Source organism: Ruegeria sp. BI7 (assembly GCF_056537925.1).
Map to the genome: position 1 here is coordinate 1 of NZ_JBQFSK010000002.1, position 20241 is coordinate 20241.

Consider the following 20241-nt stretch of genomic DNA (forward strand, 5'->3'; position numbering starts at 1 on the left):
CCGTCGCCACTCGCCAGTGATCCAAGTGCCTGCGTAGCCTGATAGCAGGCAGGTCTTTTAATGCAATTCGACGAATTGAACAGACGGGCTCGGAGTAATCATGCGACGGCCAGGCATTTGATCCGCCCGCCCGAAAAGCCGATGTTGTGGACGGCCAATTGCCGACTTCGACGTCATCGTCTATTGCTGCGACACATTTCCCTGAAGCTGGTTTTGATCGACCACGCAGCATTTCAAAGAATCAAAAGACCGAGACGTGGACGAAACTGCCGTTGGCCATGAAGCGACCAACAGCAGATATTCAAAGCAATCGTATCGCCATACCACCATCAACAGCTAACGGAGAGCCGGTCACAAAGCTTGCTCGGTCCGACAGCAAGAACAAAGCAGATTGAGCAATCTCGTTCGGTTCGGCCATGCGTTTAAGGGGATGCAAACCAGCAATCAATTTATGCGCCGTTGGATCATCACCGGCCATGTCTGTCTTTGTTCCACCCGGCAGAATTGTATTGACGCGAATGCCTTGCGCCGCATGATCCGATGCCAACGATTGAGTAAATCCTATCAGTCCTGCTTTCGATGCAGCATAGGCCGCCATGCCCGGCATGCCGCCGTTGCTGAAGCCAACAAATGTTCCCGTAAAGACGATTGACCCACGGCCACGTCTTTGCAAAGCGGGAAGTTGGGCATTGGCCGCAAGGAACGCACTGGTAAGGTTGGTTGCAAGGACAGACTGCCAGTTGCTTAGTTCCATTTCCGGAATTGGACTCATATCACCCACAATGCCTGCATTGTTGAATGCGCCATCGAGGCCACCAAACCGTTGTTCTGCCAAGTCAACCAGGCCCTTGGCAAATGCCTCATCGCGAACATCACCTGCCAGATAAACGGCGCGCCCATTGCTTTGCTCTATATGCCCAACAATTGATTTCAGCCGCGCCTCTCTACGCGCGCCCAAAACGACGTTTGCCCCTTCTGATGCAAACAAAAGCGCTGCGGCTGCACCGATTCCGCTGCTCGCCCCGCTGATGATGATTGTTTTGTCTTTCAGTTCCATGGTCATGCCTTTCAGTTTCTGCATGCCAGTCAGTTAAGAAAGAACATCCGTGCTGAGCGATCCGTTTCCTGTGCTTGTTGGGCGGCCAATATTGAATGAGCAAGAATCGGGTCGGCAGACAACCTTCAAACGGAAATTGTCATTTGCGGGTCCCGCAGCATTCGGTGTTTTGCTCTAAACGATGCCAATCCCCCCCTTCCCGTGCGATCTCTGGCCTCATCAGTGTTGGCCAATAACACGCGCCTATCACTTTTTGATCAGGCTCACGGGCCGATGCCTCCTGAACCGCAATAGAAGTAAATTACCGCGCGTGCTAAGTCGCTTTTTGCGCCAAGCGTAACGATCGCGATAATCAATGACGGCAACTTTAGGCATCAAGCCTCGCTTCGGCATCCCAGAACGGTCTGTCCTTCCCGATCCGTTTGGCGAGGAAGTCCACAAAGGCGCGAACTTTCATTGGCATATGGCGTCGCTCGGGGAATACGGCATAAAGCGCCTGTTCCGGAAATGCGTAATCCGGCAAGACCCGGACCAGATCGCTGGTGGCCAAATGAGCACCCGCCACAAAGGTCGGCAACCGCCCAATACCAAGTCCGTCAAGCAAGGCAGCGCAAAGCGTCTCGCTATTGTTGATGCGCAGAGTGCCTTTGGTGCGTACCCGCAGTTCACCATGTGGTCCATGCAGCACCCACTCCATCGGATCGCGTGAATAGGCATAGTGAAGGCAGTTGTGCGTCAGTAAGTCTTCAGGTTGCTGTGGATTACCCCGCCGCAATAGATAATCCGGCGCGGCGACAAGAACACTGTGGATAGGCGCCAGCCGACGCGCGATCATGGCAGAGTCAGGCAGGGTGCCGGCCCGAACGGCCATGTCCAACCCCGCATCGACCAGATCAACGACCCGGTCATCCATAGTCAGGTCCAGTGTGATATCAGGATAAGTGGTCAGAAACTCGGTGAGCATCGGAGCAATATGCAGCCGTCCAAAGGACATGGGCGCACTGATCTTCAGGTGTCCGACCGGGTGACCCTGAACGGCCGCAACCGCGTCTTCCGCCTCCTGCGCCGATCCAAGCGCCTGTATTGCATGCGTCAGGTAGATTTCACCGGCTTCGGTCAGTGAGATGCTGCGCGTCGAGCGATGAAACAGTTGGGTGCCAAGATGCGCTTCCAGTACGCCAATCCGTTTGCTGACGGCTGATTTGGTGATCCCCAATCGCCGCGCAGCTGCAGCAAAACCACCGCATTCAGCCACAGCTACAAATACGGGGATAGCGCCGATTTCGATCATTTTTCTCTCGTATAGTCAACTTTTTCTCACCCTAATGTAAACCTGATAGCCAATTATCATGTCCTTGGAAACACATTAGGTCGTCCTCAACACATGTTGGATGGAGACGGCCATGCCCAAAATGCTCATCAACGGAATTCTGCGCGACAAGCCAACGCAATCCGACGGGCGCTTTCACCGGTTGCCCAGTTCCTTTCGTGGCTGGATCAGTTCGGACGCTGAGGCAGACTTTCCGACCGCGTCTGGCCGCTATCACCTCTATTTGTCCAAGGCCTGCCCATGGTGTCATGGTGTCGACCTGGTATTGGCACTCAAGGGGCTGCGCGAGGTAATTAGCATAACCTGGATGGACTCGGTGATGTCTGAGGACGGTTGGGTCATCAACCAATCCGACTTTGACGAGTCCGCCGGTGTGCCACGTGATCATTACCTCTATCAGGTCTACCAACGCGCTGTGCCCTCTTATACCGGCGCGATTTCGGTCCCGGTGCTGTTAGACAAGCAAAGCGGTCAGATCATCAGCGCCGAATCCGCCGACATCATGCGGATGATCGACACTGCCTTCGTCGACGCGGCCATTCCGGACCTCTATCCAACCGAGTTCGCCGCTGAGATCAATCGGCTGGCTGAATTGATCCAGGCCCCCATTCGCAACGGTGTCTATCGCGTCGGTTTTGCCACCACGCAGGAAGCATATGACGAGGCGATCCATCAGCTTTATGCAGGGCTGGATACCGTAGAAGCAGTGCTGATGACGCGGCGATACCTGGCTGGAGCGGTGCCGACAGAGGTTGACCTGAAGCTCTTTCCGACGCTTCTGCGGTTCGATCCTGTCTATGTGACTCATTTCAAGATCGACTGGAAACGGATCTCGGATTATCCGGCCCTTTCGCGTTATCTGACGGACGTATCAAGTATATCGGGCGTCGCTGAAACCATCGATTTGCAGCATATCCGCGCCCACTATTTTCTCAGCCACCGCCACATCAACCCGAGTGGCATCATCCCGATCGGGCCGGAGTCGACGAATTTCATTGCAGATCTGACAAAGGGTGCCGCGTGATGCCCCGCTTTGCCACAGGCCTTCCGCCGACTGCCCTGATCATCGCGATCGGTGCGCTGGTTGGGGTCAGTTTTACATTGTCCAAATATGTGGCCATAGCAGGTAGCGCGCCACAGCAAGCTTTGTTCTGGCAACTTCTGGTCGCGAGCGTTGTTCTATTCACCATCGTTGCGATCACCGGTAACCGCCCGCCACTGCATCGCAAGTACCTGTTCTACTACTTGGGGGCGGGGATTTTGGGCATCAGCGGTCCTGCATTGATCGGCTTTACAGTACTAGGCTACGTCTCGACCGGCTTCTACTCTGCGCTGGTTACACTGTCGCCGCTTTTCACTTTCGCGATCACGGCCTTGGTCGAAAAGAGAATGTTACCGTCATACCGGCTGATCGGAATCCTGATCGGGTTGGTCGGCATCAGCTTTGCCACCCATAGCGGCTTTGACCTGTCGGGCGTTGCGCCGCGCTGGATCACCGCTGCGCTGGCGGGTCCTATCCTGCTGGCAATGGGCAATGTCTTTCGCAGTCGGGCCTACCCGCAGGGTGCTGATCCCATAGCGCTGGCGGCCGGAACACTGGGGCTTCAACTGTTGCTGATCGGTCTTCCGATCATTGTAAGTGGTCAGATCGCGCCCGGTTCGATGCCAGGTCCTGGACCGATTGCCGCGTTAACCGGGATCGGACTGATCACCGCACTCAGCTATGTGCTGACTTTCGAAGTCCAGCGGCGCACCGATGGCGTCGGATTTGCTCAGGTCGGATATTTCGCCACTCTTTTCGGCATTGGCTTCGGGGCTCTGGCCTTTGACGAACCAATACACCTCACATTGGTCGCGGTGCTCGCGGTGCTGTTTCTTGGGTTGGCCATAACCAATGGGCACATCCGCCTCGCCCACTTCCTGCGCCTTCCGTCCAAAACGCAGGCCGAAGCGCCGCTGAACGTCACAAGTTTTCAATCACCCGCCAAGGAGAACAAAGATGCAGATTGCCAATGAACACAATTCGCCCCATGCACCACTGGTTGCCGGACTCTATGCGGCCGTCGACGCAATGAACGCCTGCGACGTCGTTAGCTATTTGACAGAGGACGTTACATTTTGCCTCGGGAATTTCGACCCGATCAACGGGCGCGGGCCTGTTGAACATGCCAACGAATGTTTCTTTCAGACCATCGCCGCCATGCGTCATACGATAACCGGCATATGGTCCAGTGGTAGCACTGTGTTTTGCGACGGCACGGTCCACTATACACGCAAGGACAGCAGCGAGCATGAAGTCCCCTTCGCCACACGACTTGGCCTGCAAGAGGGAAAAGTGGCTGACTACGTAGTCTACGTGGATATTTCAGGGCTCTAGAGGGATTGATGGTGGTACAGATAAGCGGCTTCGACTCCCTCAAAGCCGCTACAAACCACCATACCGTATTCAGTTCAATCAACGACGGTTTCGACAAGAAGCCAGAAGTAGGACCAGAAATGTCAGGTTAAGCACCGCATTGAACGGCGCACCAACCAGGATTGAGAAAGTGCTATCGGTGCAAAACCAGGACCATGTTGCAACCCAGGTTACTCTTTGAGCCGCATCCGGGGAAATTGGCGCAACATATGTACCTAATGCCCATGACATTCCGCCGAGCCCGGCGGTCAGCCCACCGGTGATGGCCAATAGCAATGGCGACGGTATCGCCATGTCGGGCGCAACCTCCTGCATCGGCCAATAGGCAACCTTAAGGAAAAGGTGGGCGACGGGATGCAGTATCGATAACCCTGCCAAAGCAAAAAGCGCTCCCGCTCCAATCAGGATCCATCCTGAACGACGCATGGCAGATTGTTGTGATGTCATGTTTTCCTCCTAATTCACTTGATCTGTCATGCGCGGTCAGGAGTATTCAAAGCAATTACCTCAGAGGTAAGTGATCTCTGACAATTGATTGTTTAAGGTTACCTTATGACTTCTTACCCAGTTCTATTGAAAGAATGGCGCAAGCGCCGTCGGATGAGCCAGCTCGATCTAGCTGTTGAGGCCGACGTCAGTGCGCGACACATATCGTTTCTGGAGACCGGGCGTTCCCGACCCAGCCCCGAGATGATCGTTCATCTTTCTGAGGTTATGGAAGTACCCGTTGACGCCAGAAATCAGATGATGCGGGCCGTCGGCTTCGCACCGAGATATGCGGCGACGCCGCTTGACAATGCGGCGATGGAACCCATTCGGAACGCTGTCACATGGACGTTGGAAAGACATGCCCCCTACCCGGGTCTGGTGCTTGATCGTCTTTGGCGGGTTGTAGAATTAAACGGTCCCGCTGCGGTGCTGTTTGCACCTCTCGGATTGGCTGCAGGCAATAGCCTCCTCGAATTGCTGACTGGCCCTACGATGGCACAGGTCGTTGAAAACTGGCCTGAAGTGGCGCATTACACTATGCTTCGCCTTCGCGCGGAAAGTGCAGCGGCAGGTGGCATACCTGATTTGGAGGTTGCGATAAGAGAACTGGCGGCGCACGCGCATGCACCAAGTGACGCAATAGTGGGGCCATCCATTCCCACGGTCTATCGATTTGCAGGACATCGCCTTTCGATGTTCGGAACGATAGCGCAGTTCAGCACTGTAGCCGACGAAACACTCGACGATCTAAAAATTGAATTGTTCTTCCCGTCTGATGAACAGAGCGATGTCTTGCTGACGGCGCTCACCAGTCAGCCACAGAGTCTCCAACTGCCGATATCAAGCTGACTTTGTGTTTCCAAACGGTCGGAATTTGCCTAGTTGGCCTAACAATTTGAAGTTGTCTCGATACTTGCTACCTCTTCCACGCGGTTACCTCTGCATTTGCCGGTTTTGTTGGTTGATCTCGTCGGACTGCGTAACCTCTCGAGAAAAACTTTCGCGAAATGCTAGTGAAAATTGCGCACCCATGTCACAAACTCCACACCTGCCGCGTCCTGTTTCTATACACCCGAATACAGGAGCACCTCATGCAATCCCGTCTCAACCATTTCGCCGTTGCCCCGCAACTGATGCAGCCAATGCTCGACATGGAGGAATGCCTCAAAACAGCGGGCCTTGAGCACAGTCTCATCGAATTAGTAAAATTGCGCGTGTCGCAGATCAATGGCTGCGCTTTCTGCATTCATATGCACACCCATGACGCGCGTGCGCAGGACGAGAGTGAAGACAGGCTTCACTTGCTGAATGCGTGGCGAGAGTCGTCTCTTTATTCCGAGCGTGAACGCGCCGCTCTTGCCTGGGCTGAAACGCTGACCCGCATCGAGCAGAATGGTGCACCGGATCACACCTATGATGAGATGGCCGCTCAGTTTTCAGATCAGGAAAAAATCGCCCTGACGCTGGTAGTGACAACGATCAACGCCTGGAACCGCATTGCTATTGGGTTTGCAACGCCACATCCTGCCGCCAAGGAGGCCACGGTCGAATGAGTCATATAACTTCACTCGAAAACGACCAAACATTTGTCGATCTGCGACCGCGCTTGTTCGCGGTCGCCTATCGAATGCTGGGCACTGTTAGTGACGCAGAGGATGTAGTACAGGATGCATTTTTGCGTTGGCAGAAGGTTGATCATGCTAGCGTGCGGGACGCGACTGGGTTTCTGATCCGAACGGTTACGCGGCTATGTTTGGATCACATGCGGGCCGCGCATACTCGACGCGAAACATATCCCGGTGAATGGTTGCCGGAACCACTGATCACAGATGATGCCACCGAGCGACTGGATCGTGACGTCTCGGTGGCACTCCTTCTGGCGCTGGAGCGGCTGACACCTCTCGAGCGGGCAGCCTTTCTGCTCCACGATGTATTCGAGCAATCATATGACGAATTGGCACAGGCATTGGAACGCACACCTGAATCCTGCCGCCAGCTTGTTAGCAGAGCTCGGAAACATGTGCAGCGCAACAAACCTCGAACGCAGGTTGAGCCGCAACAAGGCGAAGCCATCGCGAAGGCATTTTTCATGGCCGCCAAAAGCGGCGACACCGACGTTCTCGCCAAATTACTTGCGCAAGACGTAAGATTTGTTTCGGATGGCGGCGGCAAAGTATTGGCGACACTCAATCCGATTTTGGGCCGAGACAAAGTGATGCGGTTATTGTCTGGACTGGCGCGTAAATACACTGATCAACCTGCCCAGCAATGGCAATTCTGCCACCTGAACAATCTGCCTTCGATCCTCAGCCACGAAACGGGGGACATTTTGCAAACCACGTCGTTAGAGATAGAAAGTGGGATGATCACAGCGATCTACGTCGTGCGTAATCCAGAAAAGACTCGTCATCTGTCTTTCGACGGACACACTCCCATCAATGGCGGCCTATCTGACTAGGATGACTACATCGGCCCAAAGCGGGCACGCGCTCAGGTGTCGTGATGCCGCGGTGCGGCTCATCGTTGCAGTCATTCGCGGAAACAGCGAAATCAAGTCATAAGCAAACTCACACGTCGCGGGAAAACCTGCTATTCAATTGTCGTTCGCGCCTGAGGGCTCATACGGCCTAAACATGGGAACCCATCGCGGCACCTTCGCCTTGTACCGCAGGTAGTCCTCGCCAAAGCGTCGTTCCAGCCCCGGCTCCTCTACGAATTTGAAGTAAAGTGTGTTGAGGAGAAAGAACACTATCGCCCAACCCAACAGAAATGGGCTGCTAATTGCCACTGCTTCCGCCAGTATCATTAGAATAACCGATGAAAGCATGGGGTTGCGCACATAGCGGTAAGGTCCACTGACCACAAATCTTTGAGGTGGATCCCACGGTGCAGGAGTTCCGTATCCCTCAAGAACAAACAGTTTCATCGTGTTCGCGGCCAAGGCAAGCGCGGGGACAGCCAACATCGCTGCCACAGCCCAATGCAGACGCGTTCCCACACTCACACCAAATGGCCATTGGTCGCTGAAACATTGGATCAAAATCGGGATGTAGATCAGTGCTGTACCCGGAAGGATAAGTACCGCTTTAGTCATGCGCCAAAACATAGAGGGATCTTACCACAGCTTGTCGATCGTATTCTTCGCAACCAGACCCAGTGCAACGTCGGATTGGCTATAGTAAATCCTTGGATCAGAACCAGAACCACTTGCAACCTCTCAAAAATTGTCGAGGTTGGATGGTGTATTGTCAGAGGTATTTGCTTATTTGCGACCAGAAATTGTTCATTTGAAACCACCTTTGCGGCGCGATTGGCAATAGTCTGGGGAAAACTGGGACGGGTCGCCATGCCAGGAAGTACTCGAAAAACTACGTTGGAAGAATGTGACCTTCTGATCCGCAATGCCTCGGTAATTGACGGTACCGGTGGCCCCATCCGCAATGCAGATGTGGCAGTATCAGGAGACGAAATTGTCGGTGTCGGGCCACTGGACGGTATTCGTGCGCAGGTGGAAATTGACTCGACAGGCCTGTGCCTCGCCCCAGGTTTCATTGACGCACATACTCATGACGACTGGGCGCTTCTACGCACCCCGGATATGCCATTCAAGGTGACACAGGGTGTTACCACTGTTGTTGCCGGGAATTGCGGGATCAGCGCCGCTCCATTCAGGGTGCAGGAAGATCTGCCAGACCCGTTCAATGCCACTCCGGACGTGCAGTCAATCAGCTTTGAAACCGTCACCGAGTATCGACGCGCGATCAAAGATGAAGCGCCCGCCGTCAATGTGCGACTGCTGGCCGGGCATTCATCACTACGTGCCACCGTAATGGGGCCGGATTTGGAGCGTGCCGCGACCAATGCAGAAATCAACCGAATGGCAGAATTGCTTGATAAGGCGCTGTCCGAGGGCGCGGCCGGGCTTTCCAGTGGATTGGACTATCCCGCCGCGCTGGCGGCCCCGATGGAAGAAGTTGTGACGTTGGCACGGGTGCTACGTCACCACCCGAACACCGTTTACACAACCCATGTTCGGGATGAAGGTGACGGCGTGATCGAAGCCATCAAAGAAGCCCTGACCACCGGGCAACGCGCCGATGTTCCCCTGATCCTGTCGCACCACAAATGCGCAGGCTCTCGCAATTTCGGTAAAAGCAAAACAACTCTTGCCATGATCGACGCGGCCCGCGCGAAAGCAGAGGTCGCCATGGATGTCTACCCCTATACCGCCTCGTCTTCTGCACTGATGGAGCGATTCATTGATGCCGCCAAAGATGTGATTGTCATCTGGTCCGCCCCGCACCCGGAGGTTGGAGGGCGGATGCTTGATGACATTGCTGCAGAATGGGGAGTGTCGCGGGAAGAAGCCTGTACAAAGTTGAAACCCGCTGGCGCTATCTATTTCGACATGGACGAAGAGGATGTACAGCGGATCCTACAACACCCGGCGTCAATGATCGGATCGGACGGGCTGCCTGGCACTGAAAAACCGCATCCTCGGCTTTGGGGCACGTTTCCACGGGTCTTAGGGCATTACACCCGGGATCTGAAATTGTTCTCGCTGGCACAGGCAGTGCACAAGATGACCGGCCTGACTGCAGCAAAGTTCGGCCTGACCAATCGCGGAGAAATTGCAGTCGGGAAAAAGGCCGACCTTGTACTGTTTGATGCAGAGACAATCTCGGATCTGGCTGTTTTCGACGCTCCAGAGCAGCCCGCCAAAGGCATTCATTACGTTTTTGTAAACGGGCAGGTCACCCTTTCTCAGGGGCACCAGACCCACACGCGCGCAGGTCGCTTCCTGAACAACCACAAACAATAACGGGGAAAAACATGAGCAGAACAGTCTGGCTGAATGGGACATATATGCCCGAGGAAAAAGCGCAATTGCCTATCTTTGATCGGGGCCTGCTGTTTGCTGACGCTGTATATGAAGGCTTTGGCATTCTGGACGGGCAGATCATCGATTTCCATTACCATATGCAGCGTCTGAACCGGTCGTTGGGCGAGTTGGAAATGCGGCCACCGATGAGCGAGGGTGCGTTATATGACGGGCTGATGGGGCTGATTGCGCGCAACGGGGTGGAGGAAGCGTTTCTCTATCTGCACGTCACCCGTGGCGCGCATGATCGCGATTATCTTTACCCCGGCGGCCTGTCACCCAACGTTTTTGCCTTCACCCAGCCGCTGCACGGGGGGCTGGCCACCGATCCGCCGCAACCTCTGCGACTGGCCAGCGCACCGGATATTCGCTGGGCACGACGAGATATCAAGACCAGCAACTTGTTAGGTCAGGTTCTGGCGAAAGAAATTGCCCGCAAGGCCGGTGCGGATGAGGCGCTGATGATTGCTCCCGATGGCACAGTGACAGAATGCGGGGCAATGTCGTTTTTCATCGTAAGAAATGGCTGCATCTACGCCCGCCCCCTCAGCCGTGATATTCTGCCAGGGATCACCCGCCAGACCATACTACGCGTTGCCGACGACCTGGGGCTGAAAGTGGTCGATGCCACCTATACGCTAGACGACGTCTTCAGGGCGGATGAAGCTTTTGCCACAGGCGCTTCCAGCTATGTTCAGCCGGTGCCCGAAGTCGATGGCCGACAAATAGGTGACGGTGAGACGGGCACTGTTACAACCTTGCTGCGCCGCGAATATCTCAAAGCCGTGCGCGCCTCCTTCCGACACAACCGCGCCAGTCTTCAATAGATAGCAACAGCTAGGCGTTCGCGACCCATAAGAGACATTTATCGCTGTCTCCAACACTGCGGTGCGGCCTCTCCAAACCAGCCATTCGCCACAATTGCAAAAAAGGGCACGCGAACACGCGGATTACTCAACTAGACCTGCTGTTGAAGGCAATCACCTCAAGGTCTGCAACCACTGAGGATACTTATCCGGAGGTTTGACCAAGTCCTGCCTGATGATAAGTCGCAACCACTTCAATGATGGTCCGTATGGCGAGTGGCTTGTGCTTTGTTGGGGGCGTCATTGCGTAGATGCCGCCTGAGCGGAGCGACCAATCCGGCAGGAGGCGGACCAGTCGGCCCGCGGCCACATCGTCATAGACAAGAAAATTCGGCAATATCGAGAAACACGCGCCAGCGGCGATGGCTCTGCTTATCGCTGGGGATGTGTTGAGTTTGAAAGACGAGGTGACGGTAATGCCCTGAACCTTGCTACCTTTCGAAAATCGCCACGTGGTCGCATTTTTGAGCGCGGCGGAAGCAATGAAAGAAAGTCCAGCAAGGTCATTTGGCTCAGTGGCACTTTGAGCCAATCCGGGTGACGCAACCACCCATTCCTCAAACGTCCCGACTTTGCGCATTTGATTTGACGAGTCACTCGGCCATCCGACATGGAAGCCATGGTCAAAGTGGTGTTCAACCGGGTCAAGTCGATCATCGCTGAGGTGAAGATCAATCGTGACACCTGAGTTGTCCTGAAACAAACTGCGCCAATAGCGGAGCGAGATGCAGCGTGCCGTAATCAACTGGCGCTGTTATTCGAAAATGCCCCTCCGGAATCGCTTTACCAGACTGGACCATGCACAGACCTACAAAGTCTCTGTAGGTTTTCGCATAACGCTTCGCGCACCCCATAAGTTTACGTAGTTTGCCCATAGTTTTGCGCAGCGCGATTGTCTGCCTTAGCGATGAATTCAATCAGTTTTTAACGTAGCCGTTGCGGCTATGGCCCTTTGCGTTACTCAATCCCGCAAAGGGCCTTCCTAAGGATTCTTGGATTTTCGCGAAGGTTTGCGATGCGCAGAAAGCTGACTTTGCAATGTCGAGAGGACGGCCCTGGACACTTGGTCAAAGCGCGACCTTGTCGAAAATGCGAATAACCCAATCGAGGAAAACCCGGACGCGCGGGGAGAGTTGTCGATTTTGTGGGTAAAATGCAGCCAGCGGGGTTGGGGATGGCGGTGTATCCGGTAAAACTTCCACAAGACGACCATCTTCCAAGTCGTCTAGAAAACGATATTTCGGCGCTTGTCCAATCCCGAACCCTTCTTGGATTAGATGATGCACTGTGTCCGCGTCATTCACTGTGACAAGCGCTGGCAATGTTACTGTGCATCAGACAATCTCTGACAGTGATCTGACCATGGCGCTGGTGGAATATGCCGATTGGGGCAATGCGGTGATCCAGATTGAGTATCACGATGACGAAGGCAAGATCGTGGAGCATTGGGATATTGTACAAGAGATTCCGGCTGCCGAGGACTTCGCCCACGGGAACAGTATGTTCTGATAAGGCAGGTGGCCGAATACTGACTGAATTAGTCCGAGAGGAGCCAGACATGAAAGCCAGTAAATCCACGCGTCGCAACCTTTTGACCGGATTTGCCGCTGTAACCGGAGGGGTCTTCTTTTTGCGCCGGGCTGACGCAACAGGAATGACGCCCCGCGCCACCGAAGGGCCATTCTATCCAACGCCTTCCATGCGGATGCCGGATGTGGACAACGATCTGGTCAAGGTCATGGGGCTCGTGGAAGAAGCCGGCGGAGAAGTGATCACACTGAAGGGTCGCATCACAGACAGAAATGGCGCGCCTCGGTCAGGACACAGGATTGAAATCTGGCAATGCGATCTCAACGGAAAATACCTCCATCCAGGAGACGGCCGCAATGTGGTCTATGATCGGGGCTTTCAGGGTTTTGGTCATGATCTCACTGACGAGGATGGCCGCTACAGTTTCCGCACGATCAAGCCCGGTAAGTATCCGGGCCGTACGCCCCATATCCACGTAAAAGTCCTTGATGGCGATACCGAACTGCTCACAACGCAATTCTATGTGGCCGATGAGCCCGAAAACAAACGCGATAGCCTTTACCGACGCCTTTCAGACGAACAAGCTGAAAGTGTTTCGATGTTTTTTGTTGAAACGGACTCCGGAATCGAAACTGAAATCAACCTGCAGGTTTGAAGGTTCCGGCTAAAAGCGGCAGATATTTGCGCGCCTATGACATAAGGCACACTCGGCTCATTTAATTGGGTTGGGAGTCGACGTCAAAAGCGGCGCAACATATTCAACTGGCAGAAGAAAAAAGATTTCTCGAAATCATAGTGCCACTGAAAAGCGCTTCGATGAAGTCCACTCCATGATACTCATCTGTAAACAGAGGAGATCCGTATACAGACTGAGTCGAGATTCACCGAACTTCTTGGTATCGAATATCCAATCGTTCAGGCCCCGATGATCCTTCAAAAACCGCTGGTCCCTCTGGCGTCGGCCGTAAGCAATGCTGGCGGGCTGGGTTCGCTGGGGTGTGCCGAAATGTCGATCAACGAACTGGAGCAAAGAATATCTGAGATGAAGGCGGCGACCGATAAACCGTTCAACCTCAATTTCTTTCTACATGAGGCTCCAACCTTTGATCCTGTGCTCGACGAACAGCGCGTTCACTCGTTTTGCCGTTTTATCAGCGGCTCGGTTTGGAGATGCCCACAAACACTTCAGATACTGAGGCAGAAACCTTTGACACCGACAAGCTTGCGCTCCTCGTTTCCGAAACGCCTGCCATGGTTAGCTTTCACTTCGGGTGCCCGCCGACCCAGGTTGTTGAGGCCTTGAAAGGCGCTGGTATTGTCGTGGCAGCCACCGCCACGATGGTGAGCGAAGCAATCGCATTGGAAAAAACCGGTGTCGATGTGGTTGTTGCCCAAGGTTGGGCGGCCGGAGGACATAGAGGTTCTTTCGAAACTAATTTCGAAGAGGTCGGAGTTGGTACATTTGCACTGGTTCCGCAGATTTGTGACTCGGTCGATTGTTTGGTCGCAGCCGCAGGAGGTATCGGTGACGGTCGAGGAATTGCGGCCTGCCGAGTATTGGGTGCAGATGCGGTATGGATGGGAACCGCATTTCTGACTTGCACAAAGGCACCCATCACAAAAGTGCATCGAAAAGCGTTGTTGTCTGCCAAAGATACGGACACGCACTTGTCCCGTGCTTTCTCCGGTCGCCCCTGTCGCGCTCGTAAAACGCCGTTTTCAATCCAAATGGCTGAAGGGCGACCAATACTCCCCGAATTTCCGCTGATGTACAATTACAGTAGCCCGATCAAGAAACACGGCATCGCCCTTGACGATTTGAACAATTAGTTCCTGCTCTACGGACAAGCCGCTTCTTTGAATAGAGAAATGAGTGCAGCGCATCTGATGGAGAGCCTTGTTCAAGAAATGAAAAGCGCTACTCAAATCAATTGAAAAAAGGGACTGGGTTCGGCCCATAAAGGTCCTCCGCTACTATATTTGATGCTGCACTACAGCTGCGCCAAAGCGGCCGCTCAAAAGCCGTCACCCTGAGCAGAATCCGCGACTCTTTCCTGATTAGGAAATTTGACGACGAACTGCTGCTACATCCCAGAAAGGCCTGCATTGGTGTTTAGTAGGAACTGGCGAAAAATTGGGCTGCTTGCCGCCCCAATGCCACGGGCGTTTTCTCCGACTGCTGCGGCTTCCACGACCGGAGGGATAAGACCGCGTTTGTCCTGGTTGACCAGATAGCGCCGAACCCTTGCCACCAACTCTTCTCTTACGTCCGGCGGAAACGCCCCGTCGATGAAAATGGCCTCGAAGTCGATGACGGCACAAATTGAAAGAGAAGCCTTGGCCAACTCCTGCGCAGTCGCTCCAATCCACGGCTCGACATACCTTGTGATGCTGGTCCAGTCCTGCGGCTTCTTCCAGAGAATCGCGGGGTCGACGCCCCCTTCGATCAACCTGTCCTCAAGCAGAAACAGTGAGGCGGTGTCGATCAGTTGCTGGCTTTCACCCAATGGGCCCGTCGTGCGCATCGCGCCCAAGGCACCAGCATTGCCTTGGTTGCCCTCAAACACGGTGCCGTTCAACGCGACTCCGCCGCCGATCATTGACCCAATGAAGAAATAAAAATAATCGCGATACTCAGCCCCACGACCATATAGATGCTCCGCGTGACACGCAGCGGTCGCGTCGTTGACTACAAAAACCGGCAAGTCGCTGAACTTGGCGACCTCCGAGAAGAAGTTAACGTTTTTCCAAGAACTAAACTTCTTGGCGGCAAGCCCAGACAGGTCGTGCCATTTCCAAAGTTCGAACGGTGTGCCGATTCCAATCCCGCATACGCGATCACGAAGCCTTTGCGGTTCGTGAGCCAGTAGCGTTTCTAAGCCAGAATCCAAAAACCCGAAAACGGCCTCTGGCAACGGATAATCATAGGTTGTGGAAAGTTGGCGGCGCGGCCTGCCTGTAAAGTCGATCAAAAGCAGATCGGCACTGCGTCGCCCTATCTTCATCCCGACTGACAAGATGCCTTCCGGGTTTAACTCCATTGGGATCGAGGGCTTCCCAACTTTTCCTCGCAACGGGGCTCCGCGTTTGAGAATCTGGTCTTTTTCGAGCTTGCGCAAAATGATTGAAACGGTCTGTGGAGACAGACCTGTCAACCGCGCAACGTCAGCACCCGCCGTAGGCCCATGCCGTTGTAAAACTGTCAAAATCAGACGTTCGTTGTGGTCTCGAACACCGCTTTGACTTACGCCTCCTGTCAGCATTCTCAGCGCGTCTTTCTCCATAACTCAAAACATAACCACCTTGTTTTACTATGGAAAGGCGGTCGATCAAATTAATAAATAAACTTTATTTATTTATTGACAGAGAGACCAGAATCACAGTTTCTTGAATGAGACCTTCATTAGAGGATGGAGGTAGGCCTCGTTGGTACGCCGCTCGGGGCAACAAATATTTCTGGGAGGACAAATATGAGAAATCTATTCAAGATTGCCGCATCTGCGACTGTGCTCACGATGGCAGCGGCCTCTGCTCAGGCAGCCGGAGAAACCGTCTGCCTGATCACGAAGACTGACACCAATCCCTTCTTTGTAAAAATGAAAGAAGGCGCGACGGCCAAGGCTGAAGAGCTTGGCATGACGTTGAAAGCCTTTGCTGGTAAAATTGACGGCGACCACGAAACTCAGGTTCAGGCCATTGAAACTTGCATCCTCGACGGTGCAAAGGGAATTCTACTAACGGCATCGGACACGAGCTCGATTGTTCCAGCGGTCCAACAAGCGCGGGATGCAGGACTTTTGGTTATTGCGCTGGACACACCGCTCAGCCCGATCGATTCAGCTGATGCAACTTTCGCAACGGATAACTACAAGGCCGGACTGTTGATCGGGCAATGGGCAAAGGCCAAAATGGGTGACGCTGCAGCGGACGCAAAAATCGCGACGCTTGATCTGAATGTCAGCCAGCCAACAGTAGACGTTCTGCGCAATCAGGGCTTCCTTGACGGATTCGGAGTGGACTTGGCTGATCCCAATGTCATTGGCGACGAAACGGACGCGCGGCTGGTTGGTAGTGACGTGACCGACGGCAACGAAGAAGGCGGGCGCCGCGCCATGGAAAATCTTCTGGCCAAGGACTCGACGATCAACGTTGTGCATACGATCAATGAACCGGCAGCGGCGGGCGCTTACGAGGCCCTGAAATCCATTGGACGTGAAAACGATGTTCTGATCGTTTCAGTCGATGGCGGGTGTCCCGGCGTACAAAACGTTCAGGCCGGTGTAATCGGCGCCACAAGCCAGCAATACCCCTTGCTGATGGCTTCGCTTGGTGTTGAAGCCGTAAAGAAATGGGCAGACGAAGGCGTGAAGCCTGAAAACACACCTGGAAAAGACTTCTATGATACCGGTGTGGCGCTGATTACTGATCAACCCGCCGATGGTGTTGAATCGATTTCAGTCGCAGAGGGCCTGGAACTCTGCTGGGGCTAAGTACAAGCCCATTTGGTGAGGCGCTCATATGAGCGCCTCACCATTGCTTTAACCAGCAATCCGATACTTCCTGTAAACTGATCTCGTGACCCCAATGCAAGCCACGAAAGGGTGAGATATGTCTGAAACAAACCAAGGCACCCCGGAATTTGAAGCCGCAGCAAGCAGGGCGGAAACCGTCGCGGAGTTTGAGGATCACCGGCGCGGCGCACTGGGGAAGTTGCAGCACCTTCTCCATGTCAATCCGTCCTTTGTGCCACTTATTGTCTTAGTCGGAGCGATGTTGGTTTTTGGGCTGCTATTGGGTTCAAAATTTTTCTCGCCTTTCGCTATGACCTTGATCCTTCAACAGGTTCAGATCGTCGGCATCGTGGCAGCAGCACAGAGCCTTGTTATTCTGACCGCTGGCATCGATCTGAGTGTCGGTGCGATCATGGTTTTTTCTTCAGTTATCATGGGTCAGTTCACCTTCCGATATGGCATTCCTGTGCCATTAGCCGTCATGTGCGGTCTGGCTGTCGGAACGATGATCGGAGCCCTCAACGGTTGGCTTGTCAGCCGCGTTAAACTCCCCCCTTTTATTGTCACACTTGGAATGTGGCAGATCGTTCTGGCAACCAATTTCCTGTATTCCGCAAACGAGACCATTCGTAGTCAGGACATAGAGGCAAACGCCCCCTTCCTTCAGTTTTTCGGCACAAAATTTAGCATCGGTGGAGCGACTTTTACAGTTGGCGTCATATTCATGCTCGTCTTGATTTTTGTGCTGGCCTATGCACTCAAACACACAGCTTGGGGCCGTCATGTCTATGCGGTGGGCGACGATCCAGAAGCGGCCGAACTGTCCGGTGTCAATGTCCACAAGACCTTGATGTCAGTTTATATGCTCTCCGGACTGATCTGCGCCTTCGCCGGCTGGGCTCTGATCGGCCGCATCGGCTCAGTCTCTCCAACTTCTGGCCAACTGGCCAACATCGAAAGTATCACCGCGGTTGTGATCGGTGGCATCTCACTGTTCGGCGGGCGGGGATCCATTCTGGGATCGTTGTTCGGAGCACTGATCGTTGGCGTGTTTACTCTTGGGCTGAGGCTCTTGGGCGCAGATGCGCAGTGGACCTTCCTGCTCATCGGTCTCCTCATCATCGCAGCGGTCGCAGTCGACCAGTGGATTAGAAAGGTTTCGGGCTAATGTCAGACACAACACCAATCGTCCAAGGCCGCGGAATCGTGAAGCGCTATGGCCACGTCACCGCCATCGACCATTCCGATTTTGAATTGCGTCAGGGAGAAATCCTTGCGGTCATTGGGGACAACGGCGCCGGAAAATCATCCATCGTCAAAGCGATCTGCGGAGCCACGATCCCGGATGAGGGCGAAATCCTCATCGAAGGCAAGAAGGTTAACTTTACCTCTCCGATCGACGCCCGGAACATGGGGATCGAGATCGTCTATCAACAACTTGCCATGTCGCCCGCTCTGTCAATCGCGGACAATATGTTCATGGGTCGTGAGATCCGCAAACAGGGCTTCATGGGACAATATCTGCGTCAACTTGACCGACCCGCCATGGAAAAGTTCGCCCGTGAAAAACTGACCGAGCTTGGCCTCATGACCGTTCAGTCGATCAATCAAGCGGTTGAGACACTGTCGGGCGGTCAGCGCCAAGGTGTTGCCGTTGCGCGCGCCGCAGCTTTTGCGACCAAGTTCATCATCATGGACGAACCAACGGCTGCACTGGGGGTGAAAGAGAGCCGGAAAGTTCTCGAACTCATCCAGGATGTGCGCGCGCGTGGCATTCCGATCATACTTATCAGCCACAACATGCCGCATGTCTTCGAAGTCGCCGATCGCATCCATGTGCACCGGCTGGGCAAAAGGCTCTGCACAATCGATCCCAAGGACTACACAATGTCCGATGCCGTGGCCTTCATGACTGGTGCCAAAGAGCCCCCGAAAGAGGACGCCGCGTGATCGGGCAGGACATAATGCGCGTTTGCGACCTGATCTCGTCCCGGAGGCAAGTTGGGGTTCGGACGATTGTCGCAATCGCCGGCCCCCCTGCATCCGGCAAGTCGACGCTGGCAGATAACGTTGTGCAATCACTGAATGCACATCAGAGTTCTGCGGTTCCGTTAGCCACGCTGGTACCCATGGACGGCTATCATCTGGACAATCGGGTACTTGAGACGCGTAGTTTGTTGGATAAAAAAGGGACACCAGAAACCTTCGACGGAGTTGGGTTTTGCAAGGCAATCAGAGGACTGCAGTCGGCGCGACATGAGTCCTTTCACCCCAAATTCGACCGCCAAATGGATCTGGCCATTGCAGGCGCGATTGCTGTTCACCCAGAAACTCCGACTATCGTCGTTGAGGGAAACTACCTTCTGATGAATAGCGACCCGTGGAGAACATTGGCAGATGTCTATGCCGCAACAGTATTTGTCAGCCCAACTTTAGAGGAGCTTAAATGCAGGCTGCAAAGCCGCTGGATCAAGCATGGCTTTGACCCAAAATCCGCGCTGCAACGCGCCACAACGAATGATCTGCCCAATGCTGAACTTGTCATCAGAGAGAGCAGGAAAGCCGATCTGACATTGAACCAGAATTACACCGAATTCGGTATGCGTTACGCGTTTTGATCCGGCTCAACCGACGCAGAAGCGATCCGTTGATACTAACTCGTCCTGGCGTTTTTTAGTTCAATTAACATCATCCCATTTGCGACCTGCTACAGATACGCGTTGCGGCTATTTAACCGATTACCCGTGTTACAAAGCGACGTGACCTAATCATTGGCCGATGGTTATGGCCCAATGAAAGGTCAGTTCATGACAGCGGAACAAAAAGCTACAAAGCCAGACAGCTAGTATTGCGTTCGTACTGATCGAGATATTGGTGGTTCGCCGACCATTCTCTGCAAGGTAATCGAAAAGCTGTTTCCCAATAGTTTAGCCAGAATCTCGCGAATTCCAGAATCTCAAAAATAAGAGTCGCTAAGTATTTGATATTGCTCCGACCATTGTCTCACCAATCAGGTGGTCCGACAAGAATTGTCGGAGTACGTAAATAATGGAACCGAATTATTGAGACTCGCCTCCCATTGAATTCAACACCTTAAGAATTTTGCGCTTTTTGAATGTTTCGACAGCGACTTGTCGGCCGCAGCCTCGGGTCATATTGC

The 20241-nt window shown here is 53.8% G+C and carries 22 protein-coding genes and 1 pseudogene; 16 read left to right on the forward strand and 7 right to left on the reverse strand.

Annotated features, from left to right (window positions below):
- Window positions 1–301: 301 nt before the first annotated feature.
- Together ACR0JB_RS07670 and ACR0JB_RS07675 are read right to left on the reverse strand one after the other, a co-directional pair.
- Window positions 302–1057 carry an SDR family oxidoreductase gene (locus tag ACR0JB_RS07670; protein ID WP_170577872.1) on the reverse strand — a complete coding sequence of 252 codons (756 nt, stop codon included), beginning with the start codon at window positions 1055–1057 and terminating at the stop codon, window positions 302–304.
- A gap of 367 nt (window positions 1058–1424) precedes the next feature.
- Complete coding sequence (locus ACR0JB_RS07675) at window positions 1425–2348, reverse strand: LysR family transcriptional regulator (RefSeq protein WP_170394447.1); 924 nt, start codon at window positions 2346–2348, stop codon at window positions 1425–1427.
- A gap of 112 nt (window positions 2349–2460) precedes the next feature.
- Here ACR0JB_RS07675 and ACR0JB_RS07680 point away from each other — a divergent pair, with 112 nt between their 5' ends.
- From ACR0JB_RS07680 to ACR0JB_RS07690, 3 genes are read left to right on the forward strand one after another with little or no spacing between them, the layout of a single operon-like run.
- A complete protein-coding gene (locus tag ACR0JB_RS07680) occupies window positions 2461–3411 on the forward strand; it encodes a glutathione S-transferase family protein (protein WP_170577854.1) in 951 nt (316 codons plus the stop codon).
- Window positions 3411–4403 carry a DMT family transporter gene (locus tag ACR0JB_RS07685; RefSeq protein ID WP_170394454.1) on the forward strand — a complete coding sequence of 331 codons (993 nt, stop codon included), beginning with the start codon at window positions 3411–3413 and terminating at the stop codon, window positions 4401–4403. The genes ACR0JB_RS07680 and ACR0JB_RS07685 overlap by 1 nt, the downstream gene beginning before the upstream one ends.
- Window positions 4387–4764 carry a nuclear transport factor 2 family protein gene (locus ACR0JB_RS07690; protein WP_170394457.1) on the forward strand — a complete coding sequence of 126 codons (378 nt, stop codon included), beginning with the start codon at window positions 4387–4389 and terminating at the stop codon, window positions 4762–4764. Before ACR0JB_RS07685 ends, ACR0JB_RS07690 begins: the two co-directional genes overlap by 17 nt.
- A 78-nt stretch (window positions 4765–4842) precedes the next feature.
- Here ACR0JB_RS07690 and ACR0JB_RS07695 read toward each other — a convergent pair whose 3' ends face one another.
- Window positions 4843–5250: a hypothetical protein gene (locus ACR0JB_RS07695; RefSeq protein WP_170394460.1), complete on the reverse strand. Its 408-nt coding sequence runs from the start codon at window positions 5248–5250 to the stop codon at window positions 4843–4845.
- A gap of 105 nt (window positions 5251–5355) precedes the next feature.
- On the opposite strand from ACR0JB_RS07695, the gene ACR0JB_RS07700 reads away from it, so the two are divergent.
- From ACR0JB_RS07700 to ACR0JB_RS07710, 3 genes are all read left to right on the forward strand, one after another.
- Entirely contained in the window at window positions 5356–6141 is a 786-nt protein-coding gene (locus ACR0JB_RS07700) for a helix-turn-helix domain-containing protein (RefSeq protein ID WP_170506126.1), read from the forward strand.
- Window positions 6142–6383: 242 nt separating this feature from the next.
- Window positions 6384–6845: a carboxymuconolactone decarboxylase family protein gene (locus tag ACR0JB_RS07705; protein WP_170506123.1), complete on the forward strand. Its 462-nt coding sequence runs from the start codon at window positions 6384–6386 to the stop codon at window positions 6843–6845.
- Window positions 6842–7750 (forward strand): sigma-70 family RNA polymerase sigma factor, encoded by a 909-nt coding sequence (locus ACR0JB_RS07710; RefSeq protein WP_170506120.1) that lies wholly within the window; start codon window positions 6842–6844, stop codon window positions 7748–7750. The genes ACR0JB_RS07705 and ACR0JB_RS07710 overlap by 4 nt, the downstream gene beginning before the upstream one ends.
- 135 nt (window positions 7751–7885) lie before the next feature.
- Here the strand turns inward: ACR0JB_RS07710 and ACR0JB_RS07715 are convergent, their stop codons facing one another.
- Window positions 7886–8386 (reverse strand): methyltransferase family protein, encoded by a 501-nt coding sequence (locus ACR0JB_RS07715; RefSeq protein ID WP_170394469.1) that lies wholly within the window; start codon window positions 8384–8386, stop codon window positions 7886–7888.
- Window positions 8387–8638: 252 nt separating this feature from the next.
- Here ACR0JB_RS07715 and ACR0JB_RS07720 point away from each other — a divergent pair, with 252 nt between their 5' ends.
- Both ACR0JB_RS07720 and ACR0JB_RS07725 read left to right on the forward strand, forming a co-directional pair.
- Complete coding sequence (locus tag ACR0JB_RS07720) at window positions 8639–10114, forward strand: N-acyl-D-amino-acid deacylase family protein (protein ID WP_480789800.1); 1476 nt, start codon at window positions 8639–8641, stop codon at window positions 10112–10114.
- A gap of 11 nt (window positions 10115–10125) precedes the next feature.
- Entirely contained in the window at window positions 10126–11001 is an 876-nt protein-coding gene (locus tag ACR0JB_RS07725; RefSeq protein WP_480789801.1) for an aminotransferase class IV, read from the forward strand.
- Between the two features lie 184 nt (window positions 11002–11185).
- Here ACR0JB_RS07725 and ACR0JB_RS07730 read toward each other — a convergent pair whose 3' ends face one another.
- Both ACR0JB_RS07730 and ACR0JB_RS07735 read right to left on the reverse strand, forming a co-directional pair.
- Window positions 11186–11785: a substrate binding domain-containing protein gene (locus ACR0JB_RS07730; protein WP_170394478.1), complete on the reverse strand. Its 600-nt coding sequence runs from the start codon at window positions 11783–11785 to the stop codon at window positions 11186–11188.
- Window positions 11786–12107: 322 nt separating this feature from the next.
- Window positions 12108–12362 (reverse strand): LysR substrate-binding domain-containing protein, encoded by a 255-nt coding sequence (locus tag ACR0JB_RS07735; RefSeq protein WP_170394481.1) that lies wholly within the window; start codon window positions 12360–12362, stop codon window positions 12108–12110.
- Window positions 12363–12369: 7 nt separating this feature from the next.
- Here ACR0JB_RS07735 and ACR0JB_RS07740 point away from each other — a divergent pair, with 7 nt between their 5' ends.
- The 4 genes and pseudogenes from ACR0JB_RS07740 (at window position 12370) to ACR0JB_RS07755 (ending at window position 14400) form a co-directional block, all read left to right on the forward strand.
- Window positions 12370–12549, forward strand: coding sequence for a hypothetical protein (locus ACR0JB_RS07740; protein ID WP_170394483.1), 180 nt, complete (start codon window positions 12370–12372; stop codon window positions 12547–12549).
- 49 nt (window positions 12550–12598) lie between these two features.
- Window positions 12599–13225 carry a dioxygenase family protein gene (locus ACR0JB_RS07745; protein ID WP_170394486.1) on the forward strand — a complete coding sequence of 209 codons (627 nt, stop codon included), beginning with the start codon at window positions 12599–12601 and terminating at the stop codon, window positions 13223–13225.
- A 207-nt stretch (window positions 13226–13432) separates the two neighbouring features.
- Window positions 13433–13672, forward strand: a pseudogene (locus tag ACR0JB_RS07750) (nitronate monooxygenase); the annotation flags it as partial.
- Between the two features lie 38 nt (window positions 13673–13710).
- On the forward strand, window positions 13711–14400 hold the full coding sequence (locus ACR0JB_RS07755) for an NAD(P)H-dependent flavin oxidoreductase (protein WP_170506114.1): 690 nt from the start codon (window positions 13711–13713) through the stop codon (window positions 14398–14400).
- 254 nt (window positions 14401–14654) lie between these two features.
- On the opposite strand, the gene ACR0JB_RS07760 is transcribed toward ACR0JB_RS07755, so the two are convergent.
- A complete protein-coding gene (locus tag ACR0JB_RS07760; RefSeq protein ID WP_170351260.1) occupies window positions 14655–15854 on the reverse strand; it encodes an ROK family transcriptional regulator in 1200 nt (399 codons plus the stop codon).
- A gap of 231 nt (window positions 15855–16085) precedes the next feature.
- On the opposite strand from ACR0JB_RS07760, the gene ACR0JB_RS07765 reads away from it, so the two are divergent.
- The 4 genes from ACR0JB_RS07765 to ACR0JB_RS07780 all read left to right on the forward strand — a co-directional run bounded on the left by ACR0JB_RS07765 (window position 16086) and on the right by ACR0JB_RS07780 (window position 19699).
- On the forward strand, window positions 16086–17060 hold the full coding sequence (locus ACR0JB_RS07765; protein WP_254428641.1) for a sugar ABC transporter substrate-binding protein: 975 nt from the start codon (window positions 16086–16088) through the stop codon (window positions 17058–17060).
- A 118-nt stretch (window positions 17061–17178) separates the two neighbouring features.
- Entirely contained in the window at window positions 17179–18249 is a 1071-nt protein-coding gene (locus tag ACR0JB_RS07770; RefSeq protein ID WP_170351258.1) for an ABC transporter permease, read from the forward strand.
- Window positions 18249–19031: an ATP-binding cassette domain-containing protein gene (locus tag ACR0JB_RS07775; RefSeq protein ID WP_170351257.1), complete on the forward strand. Its 783-nt coding sequence runs from the start codon at window positions 18249–18251 to the stop codon at window positions 19029–19031. The genes ACR0JB_RS07770 and ACR0JB_RS07775 overlap by 1 nt, the downstream gene beginning before the upstream one ends.
- Window positions 19028–19699: a nucleoside/nucleotide kinase family protein gene (locus ACR0JB_RS07780; RefSeq protein WP_170394491.1), complete on the forward strand. Its 672-nt coding sequence runs from the start codon at window positions 19028–19030 to the stop codon at window positions 19697–19699. Before ACR0JB_RS07775 ends, ACR0JB_RS07780 begins: the two co-directional genes overlap by 4 nt.
- Window positions 19700–20241 lie beyond the last annotated feature (542 nt).